The 16,033-nt window shown below is 70.6% G+C and carries 12 protein-coding genes and 2 riboswitches; of the genes, 11 read left to right on the top strand and 1 reads right to left on the bottom strand.

Translation table 11 applies throughout. The features are described from left to right. Positions 1 to 151 precede the first annotated feature (151 nt). Positions 152 to 610 carry an Lrp/AsnC family transcriptional regulator gene (locus T336_RS0101410; RefSeq protein ID WP_011796218.1) on the bottom strand — a complete coding sequence of 153 codons (459 nt, stop codon included), beginning with the start codon at positions 608 to 610 and terminating at the stop codon, positions 152 to 154. 240 nt (positions 611 to 850) lie between these two features. After that, positions 851 to 948: riboswitch (glycine riboswitch) on the top strand. A 19-nt stretch (positions 949 to 967) separates the two neighbouring features. Further along, positions 968 to 1,101, top strand: a riboswitch (glycine riboswitch). Positions 1,102 to 1,165: 64 nt separating this feature from the next. Between T336_RS0101410 and gcvT the strand changes: the two genes are divergently transcribed. From gcvT to T336_RS0101465, 11 genes are all read left to right on the top strand, one after another. Then, positions 1,166 to 2,296 carry a glycine cleavage system aminomethyltransferase GcvT gene (gene gcvT, locus T336_RS0101415; protein ID WP_019700583.1) on the top strand — a complete coding sequence of 377 codons (1,131 nt, stop codon included), beginning with the start codon at positions 1,166 to 1,168 and terminating at the stop codon, positions 2,294 to 2,296. A 138-nt stretch (positions 2,297 to 2,434) separates the two neighbouring features. Continuing rightward, positions 2,435 to 2,809 carry a glycine cleavage system protein GcvH gene (gene gcvH / locus T336_RS0101420; protein ID WP_019700582.1) on the top strand — a complete coding sequence of 125 codons (375 nt, stop codon included), beginning with the start codon at positions 2,435 to 2,437 and terminating at the stop codon, positions 2,807 to 2,809. 111 nt (positions 2,810 to 2,920) lie between these two features. After that, positions 2,921 to 5,812: an aminomethyl-transferring glycine dehydrogenase gene (gene gcvP / locus T336_RS0101425; RefSeq protein ID WP_026431224.1), complete on the top strand. Its 2,892-nt coding sequence runs from the start codon at positions 2,921 to 2,923 to the stop codon at positions 5,810 to 5,812. Between the two features lie 104 nt (positions 5,813 to 5,916). Next, positions 5,917 to 6,378, top strand: a complete 462-nt coding sequence (locus tag T336_RS0101430) for an FKBP-type peptidyl-prolyl cis-trans isomerase (RefSeq protein WP_026431225.1) — start codon at positions 5,917 to 5,919, stop codon at positions 6,376 to 6,378. Positions 6,379 to 6,393: 15 nt separating this feature from the next. Continuing rightward, complete coding sequence (locus T336_RS0101435; RefSeq protein ID WP_026431226.1) at positions 6,394 to 7,419, top strand: MerR family transcriptional regulator; 1,026 nt, start codon at positions 6,394 to 6,396, stop codon at positions 7,417 to 7,419. A 34-nt stretch (positions 7,420 to 7,453) separates the two neighbouring features. Beyond that, positions 7,454 to 8,755 carry an MFS transporter gene (locus T336_RS0101440; RefSeq protein ID WP_019700578.1) on the top strand — a complete coding sequence of 434 codons (1,302 nt, stop codon included), beginning with the start codon at positions 7,454 to 7,456 and terminating at the stop codon, positions 8,753 to 8,755. A gap of 179 nt (positions 8,756 to 8,934) precedes the next feature. Continuing rightward, on the top strand, positions 8,935 to 11,178 hold the full coding sequence (locus T336_RS0101445; protein ID WP_026431227.1) for a PAS domain-containing hybrid sensor histidine kinase/response regulator: 2,244 nt from the start codon (positions 8,935 to 8,937) through the stop codon (positions 11,176 to 11,178). Then, on the top strand, positions 11,175 to 11,894 hold the full coding sequence (locus T336_RS0101450) for an RluA family pseudouridine synthase (RefSeq protein WP_026431228.1): 720 nt from the start codon (positions 11,175 to 11,177) through the stop codon (positions 11,892 to 11,894). The genes T336_RS0101445 and T336_RS0101450 overlap by 4 nt, the downstream gene beginning before the upstream one ends. Positions 11,895 to 11,923: 29 nt before the next feature. Then, positions 11,924 to 12,736: an SDR family NAD(P)-dependent oxidoreductase gene (locus T336_RS0101455; RefSeq protein WP_244883850.1), complete on the top strand. Its 813-nt coding sequence runs from the start codon at positions 11,924 to 11,926 to the stop codon at positions 12,734 to 12,736. A 73-nt stretch (positions 12,737 to 12,809) separates the two neighbouring features. Further along, a complete protein-coding gene (locus tag T336_RS0101460; RefSeq protein ID WP_026431230.1) occupies positions 12,810 to 13,808 on the top strand; it encodes a Bug family tripartite tricarboxylate transporter substrate binding protein in 999 nt (332 codons plus the stop codon). A gap of 169 nt (positions 13,809 to 13,977) precedes the next feature. After that, positions 13,978 to 15,852: a potassium transporter Kup gene (locus tag T336_RS0101465; RefSeq protein WP_026431231.1), complete on the top strand. Its 1,875-nt coding sequence runs from the start codon at positions 13,978 to 13,980 to the stop codon at positions 15,850 to 15,852. Positions 15,853 to 16,033: the final 181 nt, after the last annotated feature.

Below are 16,033 nucleotides of genomic sequence, written 5' to 3' on the forward strand. Positions count from 1 at the left end.
CTTCTGGCGTCGTTGCCTCATCTGGTCGTACTACGCGTACTGCCTGCGATGCGGCGCCTCGCCAGAACCGCTTCGCTGGGTCCTGTGAGCTGCTCCAAAGAAGCTCGACACCGCATCGGCGCGGCCCCGGCGCCCACTTCTGCGCCATCGTTCAGTCCGCGCGCAGGGGCAGGTCGGCTTTCTTGAGCGTGCGCAGCACGAAGCTCGACCGGCTGTGGCGGATGCCCTTGATCTTGTAGAGCTTCTCGCGCAGCAGGCGCTCGTAGTCGCGCGTGTCCTTCACCACGACGCGCAGCAGGTAGTCATAGTCGCCGGAGACGAGATGCGCCTCGACCACCTCGGGAATGCTCGCGAGCGTCTCGCCGAACTTCTCCAGGGTGTTGTCGGAATGGCTGTCGAGCGTGACCTGCACCAGCACGGTATCGGCCAGGTCGAGCGCCTGGGCGTTGAGGCGCACCGTGTAGCCCTCGATCACGCCGGATTCCTCCATGCGGCGGATGCGCGCCCAGCAGGGCGACGGGCTCAGGCCCACGGCCTGGCCGATGTCCTGCAGGCTGGCGCGGGCGTCGGCCTGCAGGACGGCGAGGATTTTCCGGTCGATACGATCCATGGAAGGATTGTGCAGATATTCGCCAGATTGCAGAAGATTTTTCTTTGCATCGCGCCATTTTCTGGAAATACGGAAAAACCATCGGCGGCCCAGGCGGCACAATTTCCTCCACAGGGCGCCCCTACCGGGGCGCGTGCGAATGGCAAGGCCCCGGCCGGTTACCGCCGGACCGGGGTGCTTGGCACACCGCCCGAAAAACCTGCTCCACCGGCGCCGCGGGGCTTCGCGCTGCCGTTAGAATCCGCCGGGTCAGGAGAGAGCGCCGCGCCCGCAACGGGTGGCCGGCGCCGCCGAAGGCGCAGGGAACCCCGAACGCTCAGGCAAAAGGACTGGCAAGGCGCCCGCAGGGATGCGGGCGTTTCCCCGGCTGGAGAGAGGCCTGCCTCAAGCTTGGCAGGCCCACCGAAGGAGCAAGCCCCGCAACGCACCGCCCCCATGGCAGCGCGCACGGCGTGGTGAATCTCTCAGGTAAAGCGGACAGCGGGCACAGGCGTGGCGCCCCATGGCGGCACGCGCGTCGTCCGTCCCTGCCTGACTGAAAGGCCCGCTCCGCCCATGTCCGCCGAATCCGCCTCCCTGCACACCACGCCGCTGCACGCGCTGCACCTCGAACTCGGGGCCCGCATGGTGCCCTTCGCCGGCTATTCCATGCCCGTGCAATACCCCGCCGGCCTGATGGCCGAGCACCTGCACACGCGGCAGGCCGCCGGGCTGTTCGACGTCTCGCACATGGGCCAGTTGCGCCTCGTCGGCCCCGACGCCGCCGCGGCCTTCGAGACCCTCATCCCCGTGGACGTGATCGGCCTCGGACTCCACAAGCAGCGCTACGGCCTGCTGCTGAACGACGAAGGCGGCATCATCGACGACCTGATGTTCGTGAATCGCGGCGACGACCTGTTCGTGATCGTGAACGGTGCCTGCAAGGCCGGCGACATCGCCCACATCCAGGAGCGCATCGGCGGCCGTTGCGAGGTCATCCCCCTGCCCGACCAGGCCCTGCTCGCCCTGCAGGGCCCGCAGGCCGCCGCAGCCCTGGCGCGCCTCGCGCCCGGCACGGGGTCGCTGGTGTTCATGACGGGCGGGCGTTTCGAGATCGCCGGCTGCGACTGCTACGTGACGCGCAGCGGCTATACCGGCGAAGACGGCTTCGAGATCTCCGTGCCCGCCGCCCAGGCCGAGGCGCTGGCCCGCGCGCTGCTGGCCCAGCCCGAGGTGAAGCCCATCGGCCTCGGCGCGCGCAACTCGCTGCGGCTGGAAGCCGGCCTGTGCCTCTACGGCAACGATATCGACACCACCACCACGCCCCCCGAGGCCGCACTGAACTGGGCCATCCAGAAGGTGCGGCGCACCGGCGGCGCGCGCGCAGGCGGCTTTCCGGGCGCCGACAAGGTGCTCGCGCAGATCGACGACCCGGCGCTGCTCACCCGCCGCAGGGTGGGACTGGTGGCACGCGAGCGCGTGCCCGTGCGCGAGCATACGGCCCTGCAGAGCACCGACGGCACGGCCATCGGCGAAGTGACCAGCGGCCTGCTGGGCCCGAGCGTGAACCAGCCCGTCGCCATGGGCTACGTGGCGCCGGAATTCGCCGCGCCCGGCACCGTGGTGCACGCGATCGTGCGCGGCAAGGCCGTGCCGATGGAAGTCAGCCCCATGCCGTTCCTGCCGGCCCGCTACCACCGAGGCTGACTGCCGGAGGGATGGTGGCACGCCGTCCGTGCCATCCACCGCGGCTACAGTCGCAGTCGCGGGAGCCCTTCCGGGACCGCGCATCCTTTTTGTTTTCCGACCGCCTTTTTTCCGCGGACCTTTCTTCCAGGAGCCCCCATGACCGTCAAGTATTCCCGCGACCACGAGTGGATCAACGCCGCCGACACCGGCGCCGCCATCGTCGGCATCACCGTCCATGCGCAGGACGCGCTGGGCGACGTGGTGTTCGTCGATCTGCCCGAGGTGGGCAAGACCTTCGCCCAGGGCGAAGTGGCCGGCGTGGTCGAGTCCGTCAAGGCCGCGGCCGACGTGTACATGCCCGTGTCCGGCGAGATCGTCGAAGTGAACGAGGCACTGCGCGCCGACCCGTCGCTCGCCAACAGCGCGCCGCTGGGCGACGGCTGGTTCTTCAAGGTGCGCCTGTCCGATGCGTCGCAGCTGGACGCGCTCATGGACGAGACGGCCTACTCCGAGTTCTCCAAGAACGCCTGATCCGGCCCCGGTGGCGGGCGGCCCCGGGCCGGTCCGCCGCGGAGCGCTCGCACAGGGCACACCCCTTTCGTTTTTCCTTTTCCCCTCTTTCCGCTGACCGGGACCTCTCCCATGCCCACGTCCACCCTTCCGCCGCTCTCCGCGCTCGAAAACGCCGCCGAATTCCAGCCCCGCCACATCGGCATCGATGCAGCGGACGAGGAGCGCATGCTCTCCGTCATCGGGGAGGCGTCGCGCGCGGCGCTGGTGGGCGGCATCGTGCCGGCCTCCATCGCCCGCACCGAGCCGATGCAGCTGCCGCCCGCCACGACCGAGGCGGCGGCGCTCGCGGAACTCAAGGCGATCGCCTCGAAGAACCGCGTGCTGCGCAGCTTCATCGGGCAGGGCTACTACGGCACCCACACGCCGGGCGTGATCCTGCGCAACATCCTGGAGAACCCCGCCTGGTACACCGCCTACACGCCCTACCAGGCCGAGATCTCGCAGGGCCGCATGGAGGCGCTGGTCAACTTCCAGACCATGGTGTGCGACCTCACGGGCATGCCCATCGCCAACGCGTCGATGCTGGACGAGGCCACGGCCGCGGCCGAGGCCATGACGCTCGCCAAGCGCTCCGTGAAGTCGAAGAGCCAGACGCTCGTCGTCTCGGGCGACACGCATCCGCAGACCATCGAGGTGATCCGCACGCGCGCCGAGCCGCTGGGCATCAGCGTGGTGATCGCGAACTCCGAGGCCGAGTGGAATGCCGCGCTCGAGGGCGATTTCTTCGCCGCCGTGATCCAGTATCCGGCCAGCAGCGGCTGGCTCGCCGACTGGAGCGCCGACGTGGAGAAGATCCATGCGAAGCAGGCCGCCGCCATCGTCTGCGCCGACCTGCTGGCGCTCACGCTGCTGGTGCCGCCCGGTGAATGGGGGGCGGACATCGTCGTGGGCAGCACGCAGCGCTTCGGCATGCCGATGGGCGCGGGCGGCCCGCACGCCGCCTTCATGGCCTGCCGCGACGACTTCAAGCGCTCGCTGCCCGGCCGCCTGGTGGGCGTGAGCGTGGACGTGCACGGCCAGCCGGCCTACCGCCTCGCGCTGCAGACACGCGAGCAGCACATCCGCCGCGAGAAGGCCACCTCCAACATCTGCACGGCGCAGGTGCTGCCGGCGGTGATCGCCAGCATGTACGCCGTGTACCACGGCCCCGAAGGCCTCAAGCGCATCGCCCAGCGCGTGGCGAGCTTCACGGCCATCCTGGCCAAGGGCCTCGTGGCGCTCGGCCATACCGCGCACCACCACGAGTCGGCGTTCGACACCCTGTGCCTGCACACGAAGGAGCAGACCGGCGCGCTGCTGGCCCGCGCCGTGGAGCGCGGCGCCAACCTGCGCGTGGCCTGGGACGACTACCTCTGCATCTCGCTCGACGAAACCACGACGCGGGCCGACGTCGAACTGCTCTGGTCGATCTTCGCCGCCGACGGGCAGGCCCTGCCCCGCATCGAGGATTTCGCGGGCGGCGTGAGCCCGCTGATTCCCGCCGAACTGCTTCGCACGAGCGCCTTCCTCACGCACCCGGTGTTCAACACCCACCATTCCGAGACGGGCATGCTGCGCTATATCCGCCAGCTCTCGGACAAGGACCTCGCGCTCGACCGCAGCATGATCCCGCTGGGCAGCTGCACCATGAAGCTCAACGCCACGAGCGAGATGATACCGATCACCTGGCCGGAATTCGCGCAGGTGCACCCGTTCGCGCCCGCCGACCAGCTGGAGGGCTACCGCCAGCTCGACGAGCAGTTGCGCGCCTGGCTCTGCCAGGCCACGGGCTATGCCGGCATCAGCCTGCAGCCCAATGCCGGATCGCAGGGCGAATACGCGGGCCTGCTGGCCATCCGTGCCTACCATGCGGCGCAGGGCCAGGGCCACCGCAACATCTGCCTGATTCCGAGCAGCGCGCACGGCACCAACCCGGCCAGCGCGCAGATGGTGGGCATGCAGGTGGTGGTCACGGCCTGCGACGCGAACGGCAACGTCGACATGGACGACCTGCGCGCCAAGTGCGAGCAGCATGCCGACAGGCTCGCCTGCGTGATGATCACCTACCCCAGCACGCACGGCGTGTTCGAGACGCAGGTGAAGGAACTCTGCCAGCTCGTGCACCGCCATGGCGGCCGCGTGTACGTGGACGGCGCCAACATGAACGCCATGGTGGGCGTGGCCGCGCCCGGCGCCTTCGGCGGCGACGTGAGCCACCTGAACCTGCACAAGACCTTCTGCATCCCGCACGGCGGCGGCGGCCCCGGCGTGGGCCCCGTCTGCGTGGTGGAAGACCTCGTGCCCTACCTGCCGGGCCATGCCACGGCCGGCGTGGCGGGCGGCACGGGGGCCGTCAGTGCGGCGCCGCTGGGCAACGCCGCGGTGCTGCCGATCAGCTGGATGTACATCCGCATGATGGGCCCGGACGGCCTGCGCGCCGCCACCGAGACGGCCATCCTCTCGGCCAACTACATCAGCGCGCGCCTGAAGGACCACTACCCCACGCTGTACGCGAGCGCCAACGGCCACGTGGCGCACGAGTGCATCCTGGACCTGCGCGGCTTCAAGGAGACCAGCGGTGTGATGGCCGAGGACGTCGCCAAGCGGCTGATCGACTACGGCTTCCACGCGCCCACGCTGTCCTTCCCCGTGCCCAACACGCTCATGGTGGAGCCCACCGAGAGCGAGACGCTGGCCGAGCTGGACCGCTTCATCGACGCCATGATCGCCATCCGCGGCGAGATCCGCCGCATCGAGCAGGGCGAATGGCCGCAGGACGACAACCCGCTCAAGAACGCGCCCCACACCGCGCACAGCCTGCTGGGCGGCGAGTGGACGCACCCCTACCCGCGCGATGCGGCGGCCTATCCGGTCGCGGCGCTGCGGCAGGCCAAGTACTGGTCGCCCGTGGGCCGGGTGGACAACGTGTACGGCGACCGCAACCTGTTCTGCAGCTGCGTGCCGGTGTCCGACTTCGCATGAGCCTGGGCATGGGCCCGCGCGGTGGCCGTGACTGCGCGCGCCGGCAGCGATGCACGGCGGCGCGGGCCGGCTACCATCGCGTCTTTTGACCGGAGACCCGAACCGTGAAGAAGACCTTCCTGCCCGCTCTCGCCGCCATCCTGCTGGCCGGTACCGCCTGCGCCCAGAAGCCCACCGCCGCCCCTGCCGCGCCCGCTGCACCCGCCGCTTCGGCCGCTGCCGCATCGGCCCCCGTCACCACCGCCAGCGGCCTGGTGTACGAGTCGATCAAGGAAGGCACGGGCGAATCGCCCAAGGCCACGGACGTGGTGAAAGTGCACTATCGCGGCACGTTCATGGACGGCAAGGAGTTCGACAGCTCCTACAAGCGCGGCGAGCCCACCGAATTCCCGCTCAACCGCGTGATCCCCTGCTGGACCGAGGGCGTGCAGCGCATGAAGCCGGGCGGCAAGGCCCGCCTCACCTGCCCGCCCGCCATCGCCTACGGCGCGGCCGGCGCCGGCGGCGTGATCCCGCCCAACGCCACGCTGCGCTTCGAGGTCGAACTGGTCTCCGTTCGCCGCTGAGCGGGGACGCGCGCCATGCAGCGGCTGCGGGTGGGCGAGCTGGCCCGGCGCACCGGCCTGACGGTGCGCGCACTGCACCATTACGACGAGATCGGGCTGCTGCGGCCCTCCGCGCGCACGGAATCCGGCTACCGCCTCTACAGCGAGGCGGACGTGCAGCGGCTGCATGCGATCCAGACCCTGCGCCACCTCGGCCTGCCGCTCGGCGACATTGCCGGCCTGCTGCAGGGCGGCGGGCCGGACCCGGAATCCATCATCGCCCAGCAGATCCAGGCGCTGGACCGGCAGATCGCCCAGGCGACCGAATTGCGCGGCCGGCTGGCGCTGCTGCGCAACGGCCTGGTGGCCGGACCGGCACCCGGCATGGGGGACTGGCTGGACACGCTGGCCCTGATGGGTACGTACGGCAAGTATTTCAGCGCCGCCGAACTGCAGCGCATTTTCGGCAACTGGAAGCGCATCGAGGCCGACTGGAACGTGGTGCGCGACCTCGTGCGGGGCGCGATGGACCGCGGTCTGCCCCCCCATGACCCGGAGGTGCAGCGGCTGGCCTACCGCTGGATGGCGCTGATGCTGCACTGGATGGACGGCGACATGGACCTGCTGGACCGCTGGGGCCACATGTTCCGCACCGAGCCGGGCACCCAGGGCCGCAACCATGCGCCCTCCGGCGACATGATCGCCTACATCGAATCCGCCATCCAGCTGCGCGTGGCGCTGCTTACCCGCTACATCGACCTGCCGGACCTGTACCGCCTGGGGCATGTTCCCTATACGGACTGGGCGGCACTCGACGAGGAAGTGCAGGCACTGATCGCACGGCAGGTGCCGCCGTCCAGCAACGCTGCCCTGGCGGCATGCCGGCGCTGGAAAGCCCTGTTCGACACGCTGACCCAACAGGACCCCGAACTGCGGCGCAAGCTGATCGTGGCGGCGGCCAGCGAGCCCCTTCTGCGTGCAGGCACCCCCTTGAGCGAGGCGGCGCGTGCCTATCTGGAATGCGCGCAGGCATTCGCGCAACAGGCCCCGGGACCCGCTTGACCCTCACGCAACGTGAGGCTTCACAGTCGGGGCCATGGCTTCTGAATCGAATTCCCCTTCCTGCGCGCCCCCGCCGCCCGGCGAGCCGCTGTCGCGCAACCCCGGCTTCCGGTGGCTCACCGCCAGTTCGGCGCTGTCCCTGCTGGGTGACCAGTTCTCGCTGATCGCCATGCCCTGGCTGGTGCTGCAGACCACGGACGACACGCGCGTGCTGGGCACCGTGCTGGCCCTCATGAGCGTGCCCCGCGCCGTCTTCATCCTCGTCGGCGGCGCCATCGTGGACCGGCATTCGCCGCTGCGGGTGCTGCGCCTGACGCGCTGGCTGAACGCCGCGCTGACCGGGTTGCTGGCCACGCTGGTGCTCACCGGCCATTGCCCGCTCTGGGCGCTCTACGCGCTGTCGCTCGCGCTCGGTGTCTCCACCGCCTTCAGCATCCCGGCCGCCACCTCCATCACGCCGCGCGTGGTCGGCCGGGCACAGCTGCACGCGGCCAACAGCATCGGCATGGGATTGCGGCAGGTCGGCATGTCCGTGGGCCCGCTGTTCGCCGGCCTGCTGATCGCGGGCTTCGGCGGCACGGGCACGCAGGCGGCGGACCGCACAGGTATCGGCTTCGCCTTCGCGGTGGACGCGCTCAGCTTCGTGGTGTCCGCATGGATGCTCGGCCAGGTGCGGCTGCATGCGTCCGCGCCCGGCGCGGCTCCGGGCGGCGGCGCGGTACTGGCCGCCGTGGCCCAGGGCCTTTCCCATGCCTGGCACGACCGGCCGCTGCGCACCTGCTTCCTGTACTGGGGCCTGCTGTCGATCCTGGTGATGGGGCCGACGCAGATCGCCCTGCCCGTGCTCACCCACGGCCAGCCGCAGCTCGGCGCCGCCGCGTTCGGCATCCTGGTGGGCATGCACGGCGCGGGCACGCTGGCCGGCATGGTCGCGGCGGGCACGCTGCCCCGCCTGCGGCTCGTCAACCTGGGCACCACCCTGCTGGCGGTGGATGCCGTCGCGGGCCTGCTGATCGCGCCGCTGGGAAGCATCTCGGCGGTCTGGCAGGGGGCGCTGCTCCTGGGCAGCGTGGGCCTGCTGGGCGGCTTCATGCAGGTGGGGCTGTTCACCTGGATCCAGCAGCGCGTTCCCCCCGCGCTGCTCGGGCGCACCATGGGCCTGTTCATGTTCATTTTCATGGGCCTGCAGCCGGTGGCCTCGGCGGCGACGGGCTGGCTGCTGCTGGTCGTGCCGCCGGGCCGTCTCTTCCTGCTCTGCGGCGGCACCCTGGTGGTGCTGGCCGCCCTGGCGGCGGTGGCCACACCGATGCGCCGCATGCAGGACGCCGCGCCCTGACTGGCGCACCACCCTGGCCGGACCCTGGCCGAGCCGCTGCACTGCCGCGCCGCCGAACCAGCCTTGGCGCGGCCGCCACGCGCGGCGCGGTGCAGGGCGTACACTGGAAGGCTCGCCCGCGGCACCGCCGCGTTCCGCACACCGCCCCGGCGCGAACCGCCGGGCCGCCCGAGCCGCCCATGAGCCGCCCCGACCTGTCCTTCCTGCTGCCGCCCGATCCGGAAGATGACCGCGGGGCTGCGTCCGGCGGCGAGCCTGCGCGCACGGCTGGTGAGCCTGCAGCACTGCCCGGCGATGGCGGCCACCGCCGCCCGTCTGCGCATCCGGAAGGCCCCGTGGCCGCGCTCATCGCGGAACTGCGCGCCTACCAGGCCGAGCTGGAGGTGCAGAACAAGGTGCTGCGCTACAGCCAGACCGCCGCGGAGAGCGCATCCGAGCGATTCGAGACGCTGTTCGCCAGCGTGCCCCTGGCACTCATGGTGCTGGACGAGCACGACATGGTGGTGCAGGCCAATTCGATGGCGCACCGCTGGTTCCAGCCCACCGAGTCCGACCGCCCCCTGACCTCGCTCATGCCCTTCGTCAGCGCGGCGGACGCTGCCCGCGTGCGCGCCACGTTCGAGCAGGCCCGGGACCATGGCCACGGCGAGGCCAGCGAGGTACTCTTCCCCATCGGCGACGGGGACGCGGGCATTACGGGCGACCTGTACATCGCGCGCATCGAGGCCCCCCAGGCGGACGGCACCCCGGAGCAGTGGCAGTTCCTCTGCGCCGTGGTGGACCAGGGCCCGCTGGTGGCCGAACGCCGAGCCCTGCAGCAGAGCGCCACGGCCCTGCAGGAGCGCAACGCCCAGCTCTACGCCAGCGAACGCCGCCTGGAGGCCGTCATCAACTCCGCGCTGGACGCCATCATCTGCGTGGACCAGAACCAGCGCATTACCGTCTTCAACCCCACGGCCGCGGCCCTGTTCCAGTGCGCCACGGCCGACGCACTGGGCAGCCCGCTCGACCGCTTCCTGCCCGATGCCGTCCAGGCCCTGGCCTTCGCCCAGCTGGCCACCCAGGCCGTGCTCGGCGAAATGGTGGCACTCACCGCCAGCGGCAAGGAACTGGCGGTGGAGGTGAGCGTGTCCTTCGAGCGGCACGCCGAGGGCGAGACCACCACCGTGTTCGCGCGCGACCTCACCGGCCGCAAGAAGGCCGAGGCGCACCGCAACGAACTGGAAGCGCAGCTGCGCGAATCCCACAAGATGCAGGCCGTGGGCACCATGGCCGGCGGGATCGCGCACGATTTCAACAACATCCTGAGCGCCATCCTCGGCAACGTGGAACTGGCCAAGGCGGACTGCGCCTCCAGCTCTCCGGTGCTGGAGAGCCTGCGGGAGATCGAGAAGGCCGGCCGGCGCGCGCGCGACCTCGTCCGGCAGATCCTCACCTTCAGCCGCAACGAGCCGCCCCGGCGCACCGCCGTGCCGGTGGCCGAGGCCATCCACGACACCGAGCGCCTGCTGCGCGTGACCCTGCCGCCGGCCATCGAGCTGCGCCTGCACCTGGACCGCCATCTGCCCGCCCTGCTGGCCGATGCCACCCAGGTGGAGCAGGCCCTGCTGAACCTGTGCACGAATGCCATCCATGCCATCGGCGATGCGCGCGGCACGGTGTGCGTGGAGGCGTCGGCGATGCAGCCCGACCACCGCCTGTGCGAGCGCCTCGCGCTGCCACCCGGCGAGTACGTGGCCATCAGCGTGGTGGACAACGGCCCCGGCATCGACGCCGCCACGCAGCTGCGCATCTTCGAGCCGTTCTTCACCACCAAGCCCGTCGGCCAGGGCACCGGACTGGGCTTGGCCGTGGTGCACGGCGTGATGCGCACCCACGGCGGCGCGGTGGACGTGCAGAGCGCACCCGGCGAGGGCAGCCGCTTCACGCTGTATTTCCCGGCGGCGGAGGCCGAATCCGAGCCGGCGCCCGCTGCCGCCGCGCCCGCGGGCGATGCCGCACCGGCGGCCAGCCCCGCCGCACCTGCGGCGGGCGCGCCCGACGAACGCCAGCGCCACGTGATGTACGTGGACGACGACCAGGCCCTGGTCTTCCTGGTGCAGCGACTGCTGCGCCGCCGCGGCTACCGCGTGAGCGGCTTCACCGACCCGCGCGAGGCCGCCGTGGCGCTGGGCGCGGACCCGCAGGCCTACGACCTGGTCGTGACCGACTACAACATGCCCGGCTACTGCGGCGTGGACCTGGTGCGCGAGGCCAAGCGCATCCGCGCGGACCTGCCCGTGGCGCTCGCCTCGGGGCACGTGACGGCGGAGATCGAGCGAGATGCGCTGGCCGAAGGCGCGAGCGCGCTGATCCACAAGCCCAACGACGTGGACGAGCTGTGCGCCACGGTGGACCGCCTGGTCCACGGCCGGCCGGCGTGAACGCTGCCCTGCCGGCGCAGGCTCCGGCCGATGCCGGCGCGCCCCCCACCTGCCTGCATGCAGACGATGACCTGCTGGTGCTGGCCAAGCCCTCCGGCCTGCTCTGCGTGCCCGGCCGCGGCCCGGACAAGCAGGACTGCCTGAGCGCCCGTGCAGCCATGCACTGGCCCGGCGCCTGCATCGTGCACCGGCTCGACCAGGCCACTTCCGGCATCGTGGTGATGGCGCGCCATGCGCAGGCCCAGCGCGCGCTCGGCGATGCCTTCGCCGCGCGCCAGGTGCACAAGCGCTATGCCGCCGTCGTGCATGCGCCGCATCCGGCCGGAGACGGCGACGCCTGGCGGGAGATCGACCTGCCCATCGCCGCCGACTGGGAGCGCCGGCCGCTGCGCGTCGTGGTTCCCCACGGCGCGCCGGGCGGCAAAGCCAGCCTGACACGCTGGCGTCCCGCCGCGCCTGGAGGCGGTGCCGGCACCTGTCCCGTGATGGAGGTGGACGGCACGCTGCGCGTGCTGCTGGAGCCCGTCACAGGCCGCACGCACCAGTTGCGCGTGCACATGGCGGCCATCGGCCAACCCATCCTCGGCGACACGCTCTACGCCCCGCCGGACGTGCAGGCACTCGCGCCGCGGCTGCTGCTGCATGCACAGCACATCGCCTTCACCCATCCGCGCACCGGAGCACCGCTCGCCTTCGACCTGCCGGCGCCGTTCTGACCGCCGTGCCGCAGTACCATCGCGGCACCATGCAGGACACCTCCGCTTCCCCCTCTTCCTCCCCCAGCTTCGCGGCAGCGCCCGGGCCGCTGCCCCTGGTCGTGCTCACCGGCGCCTCGCGCGGCATGGGCCTGGCCATGGCCCGGCAGTTGCTGCAGGGCGGGCATGCGCTCGTCACCCTCTCGCGCGGCACGAGCAGCGAGCTGGAGGACATCGCACGGCGCACCGGCATGCCGCTGGCGCAATGGCCGCAGGACCTCGCCGATGGCGCCCAGGCCGCCGCGCGGCTGCGTGACTGGCTGCAAAGCCAGCCGGCCGGCCGCTACGCCAGTGCCACGCTCATCAACAACGCGGGCGTGGTGCCGCGCATCACCCCGCTGGCCGACAGCGACCCGGCCGATCTCGCCAACGCCCTGCGCATCGGGCTGGAAGCGCCCATGCAGCTCACCGCCGCGTTCCTGGCCGCCACGCGCGGCTGGGGCTTGCCGCGCAAGGTGCTCAATATTTCCTCCGGCCTCGGGCGGCGGCCGATGGCCTCTCAATCGGCCTACTGCGCGGCCAAGGCCGGCATGGACCATTTCACGCGCTGCCTGGCGCTGGACGAAGCGCGGCAGCCCGGAGGCGCCCGGGTGTGCTCGCTGGCGCCCGGCGTGATCGACACGGACATGCAGGTCCACCTGCGCGGCGCCGACCCCCAGGTGTTCCCCGATGTGCAGAACTTCGCCCAGCTGAAGTCGACCGGCATGCTCACCTCGCCCGACGAGGCCGCGGCGCGCGTGCTGGCCCGGCTCGCGCGGCCCGATTTCGGCGATGCGCCGGTGGCCGACGTGCGCGAGGCCTGAGCGTCCACATGCATGAGAAACTAGGCCACCCGTCCGTCCGCAGCAGGCGTTCCTTTCCCGGAGACAAGCACCCATGATCCGTTCGCTGATTTCGTTCACCGCCCTCGCCTTCGCGCTGGGCACCGCCACCGCCCAGACCGCACCGACGGCTGCCCCCGCTCCCGCGGGCAATGCCTATCCGGCCAAGCCGGTGCGCCTCATCGTGCCCTTCCCGCCCGGCGGCGGCACGGACATCCTCTCCCGCCTCGTGGCGACCAAGCTGACGGAGACGCTGCACTGGACGGTGGTGCCCGACAACCGTGCGGGCGCAGGCGGCACCATCGGCATCACCGAGGCCGTGAAGGCCGCGCCCACGGGTTACGACCTCGTCATGGGCCAGAAGGACAACCTCGTCGTCGCACCCTACCTCTACAGGAACCTGCCGTGGGACCCCACGAAGGACCTCGTCGCCATCGCCCACGTGGCCTATACGCCCGTGATCATCGCCACGGGCGCCAACTCGCGCTTCAAGACGCTGGCCGACGTGGTGGCCGCCGCGCGCGCCGAGCCCGGCAAGATCACCTACGGCTCGCCCGGCAACGGCACCACCATCCACCTGGCGGGCGACCTGTTCGAGAAGGCCGCGGGCATCAAGCTCAGCCACATCCCCTACAAGGGATCCAACCCGGCCCTCATGGACGCGCTGGCCGGCAACGTGGACCTGCTCGTGTCCTCCGTGCCATCCGCCATGGCGCAGATCAAGTCCGGCAAGCTGCGGCCGCTCGCCGTCACCTCGATCAAGCGCAGTTCGTCCCTGCCCGACGTGCCCACCGTGGCCGAGTCCGGCTACAAGGGCTTCGACGTGAGTTCGTGGTACGGCATCCTCGCCCCCGCCGGCACGCCCGCCAACGTGGTCGCCACCGTGAACACCGAGGTCAACAAGCTGCTCGCCCAGCCCGACATGCGTGCTGCCATCCAGGCCCAGGGCGCCGAACCCGAAACGATGACCAGCGCGCAGTTCTCCGCCTTGATCAAGGCGGACTATGCCAAGTGGAAGGGCATCGTCGAGGCGTCCGGCGCGAAGATCGAGTAAGGGGCCCGAGCCACCGGCCGGCCACGGCCGTGCCTCAAGTGGCCGTGGGGTCCCCGCTCGCAGCCCCTGCGGAAGATTGCCCTCCTCATGGCTCTGCCATGATGTGTCGAAATGTGTTCTGATGCGGTCCTGTCCACCCGTCGCCGACCCAGACACTTTCCCATCCGCCATGGCAGACACGAAAACGCCGACCTCGCTCACCGCGCTCACGATCGCCGCGATCGGGGTGGTTTACGGAGACATCGGCACCTCGCCGCTCTACGCCTTCAAGGAGGTGTTCGCCGCCGGCCGGCTGGAGATCACGCCTGCCAACGTGATCGGCATCCTCTCGCTCTTCTTCTGGACCCTGACGGTGGTCGTCTCGGTCAAGTACGTGGCCCTGATCATGCGGGCCGACAACCATGGCGAAGGGGGCCTGATGGCGCTGCTGGCCCTGGCCACGCAGTCGGTGCAGGACCGGCCGCGCCTGAAGCGGGCGCTGATGACGGTCGGGGTCTTCGGGGTGGCGCTGTTCTTCGGCGACGGCGTCATCACGCCGGCGATCTCGGTACTCTCCGCGGTCGAGGGGCTGGAGGTCGTCACCACCCACGCCACGCCCTACATCCTGCCGATCTCGCTCACCGTGCTGCTCGCGCTCTTCGTGGCCCAGCGCTGGGGAACGGCGCGGCTCGGGCGGTTCTTCGGCATCGCCATGCTCGTGTGGTTCGCATGCCTGGGGCTCGCAGGCATTCCCCACATCGCCGCGCGCCCCGAGGTCCTGGCCGCGCTCCTGCCCCACCACGCGCTGGCGTTCTGCCTGGACCATTACGGCATCGCCTTCATCACGCTGGGCGCGGTCTTCCTGTGCGTGACCGGCGCGGAAGCGCTCTACGCCGACATGGGTCATTTCGGCGCGCGCCCGATCCGGCTGGCGTGGTTCCTGCTGGTCATGCCCTGCCTCACGCTGAATTACCTCGGCCAGGGCGCGCTGGTGCTCGGCACGCCGTCCGCCTCCGCCAACCCGTTCTTCCTCATGATGCCGGGCTGGGCCACGCTGCCGATGGTGCTGCTGGCCACGGCCGCCACCGTCATCGCGTCGCAGGCGCTCATCTCCGGCGCGTTTTCCGCGGCCAAGCAGACCATCCAGCTGGGCTACCTGCCGCGCCTGTCGGTGCGACACACCTCGGAGAACGAATCCGGGCAGATCTACGTGCCCATGGTGAACTGGACGCTGCTCGCCGGGGTGGCGCTGGCCGTGGTGGCCTTCCGCAGCTCCAACGCGCTGGCCGCGGCCTATGGCATCTCGGTCAGCCTGGTCATGGTCATCACAACGATCCTGACCTTCTTCGTCATCCGGCATGGCTGGAAGCTGCCCCTGCCGCTGTGCATCGCGGCCACCGGGGCGTTTCTCTGCGTGGATGTCGCCTTCTTCGCGTCCAACTCGCTGAAGATCGCGGAAGGCGGCTGGTTCCCGCTGCTGATGGCCGCAGCGCTGTACCTGGTCATGTCCACATGGCACGACGGCCGCGGCCTGCTGCGCCAGCGCCAGAACGCCGAGGCGATCGAGTTGCAGCCCTTCCTGCAATCGATCCTAGCGACCGGAACCACCCGCGTGGACGGCACCGCCGTGTTCCTCACCGCCCATGCCGGCGTGGTGCCCGGGGCGATGCTGCACAACCTCAAGCACAACAAGGTGCTGCACGCCCACAACCTGTTCGTCCACGTCCAGGCCGGCGACGTGCCCCGCATCCCGCTGCGGGAGCAGGTGGCGGTACAGCCGCTCACCGACGGCGCCTGGAGCGTGCGGATCCGCTTCGGGTTCATGGACGAGCCGGACATTCCCCGCGCCCTCCAGCAGGCCGGGGAACTGGAAGGCCTGCTGGACCCCATGCGCACGAGCTATTTCCTGGCGCGCGAAACCGTCGTGCCCACGCTGGGCGCCGCCATGGCCGTGTGGCGGCAGAAGCTTTTCGCCCAGATGCACCACAGCGCCAGTTCCGCGGCGGATTTCCTGAAACTGCCGAACAACGCGGTGGTGGAGATGGGGTCGAAGACGGAGATGTAGCCCGGAGACACTGCACGGACAGGATGCAGGCGCTCGGCCAGGGGAGCGCCCGGAATGTATCTGCAGCTGACCTTTCTCGGCGTGGGGACCAGAACGTTGTTGCTCCCCCATATCTCGAAGCAATGGTCCGTGCCCAGCGGAACCCAGCTCCACAATTCACTGCATGGGCATTTCCGGACAT

It is taken from the genome of Paracidovorax oryzae ATCC 19882 (genome assembly GCF_000687165.1).
In the GTDB taxonomy this organism is placed as follows: Bacteria; Pseudomonadota; Gammaproteobacteria; order Burkholderiales; family Burkholderiaceae_C; genus Paracidovorax; species Paracidovorax oryzae.

Bases quoted from the DNA above. Each gene is read 5' to 3' on its own strand.
- T336_RS0101445 (WP_026431227.1), top strand. From the start codon at position 8,935: ATGAGCCGCCCCGACCTGTCCTTCCTGCTGCCGCCCGATCCGGAAGAT.
- T336_RS0101460 (WP_026431230.1), top strand. From the start codon at position 12,810: ATGATCCGTTCGCTGATTTCGTTCACCGCCCTCGCCTTCGCGCTGGGC.
- T336_RS0101440 (WP_019700578.1), top strand. From the start codon at position 7,454: ATGGCTTCTGAATCGAATTCCCCTTCCTGCGCGCCCCCGCCGCCCGGC.
- T336_RS0101465 (WP_026431231.1), top strand. From the start codon at position 13,978: ATGGCAGACACGAAAACGCCGACCTCGCTCACCGCGCTCACGATCGCC.
- T336_RS0101410 (WP_011796218.1), bottom strand. From the start codon at position 610: ATGGATCGTATCGACCGGAAAATCCTCGCCGTCCTGCAGGCCGACGCC.
- gcvP (WP_026431224.1), top strand. From the start codon at position 2,921: ATGCCCACGTCCACCCTTCCGCCGCTCTCCGCGCTCGAAAACGCCGCC.
- gcvT (WP_019700583.1), top strand. From the start codon at position 1,166: ATGTCCGCCGAATCCGCCTCCCTGCACACCACGCCGCTGCACGCGCTG.
- gcvH (WP_019700582.1), top strand. From the start codon at position 2,435: ATGACCGTCAAGTATTCCCGCGACCACGAGTGGATCAACGCCGCCGAC.
- T336_RS0101455 (WP_244883850.1), top strand. From the start codon at position 11,924: ATGCAGGACACCTCCGCTTCCCCCTCTTCCTCCCCCAGCTTCGCGGCA.
- T336_RS0101435 (WP_026431226.1), top strand. From the start codon at position 6,394: ATGCAGCGGCTGCGGGTGGGCGAGCTGGCCCGGCGCACCGGCCTGACG.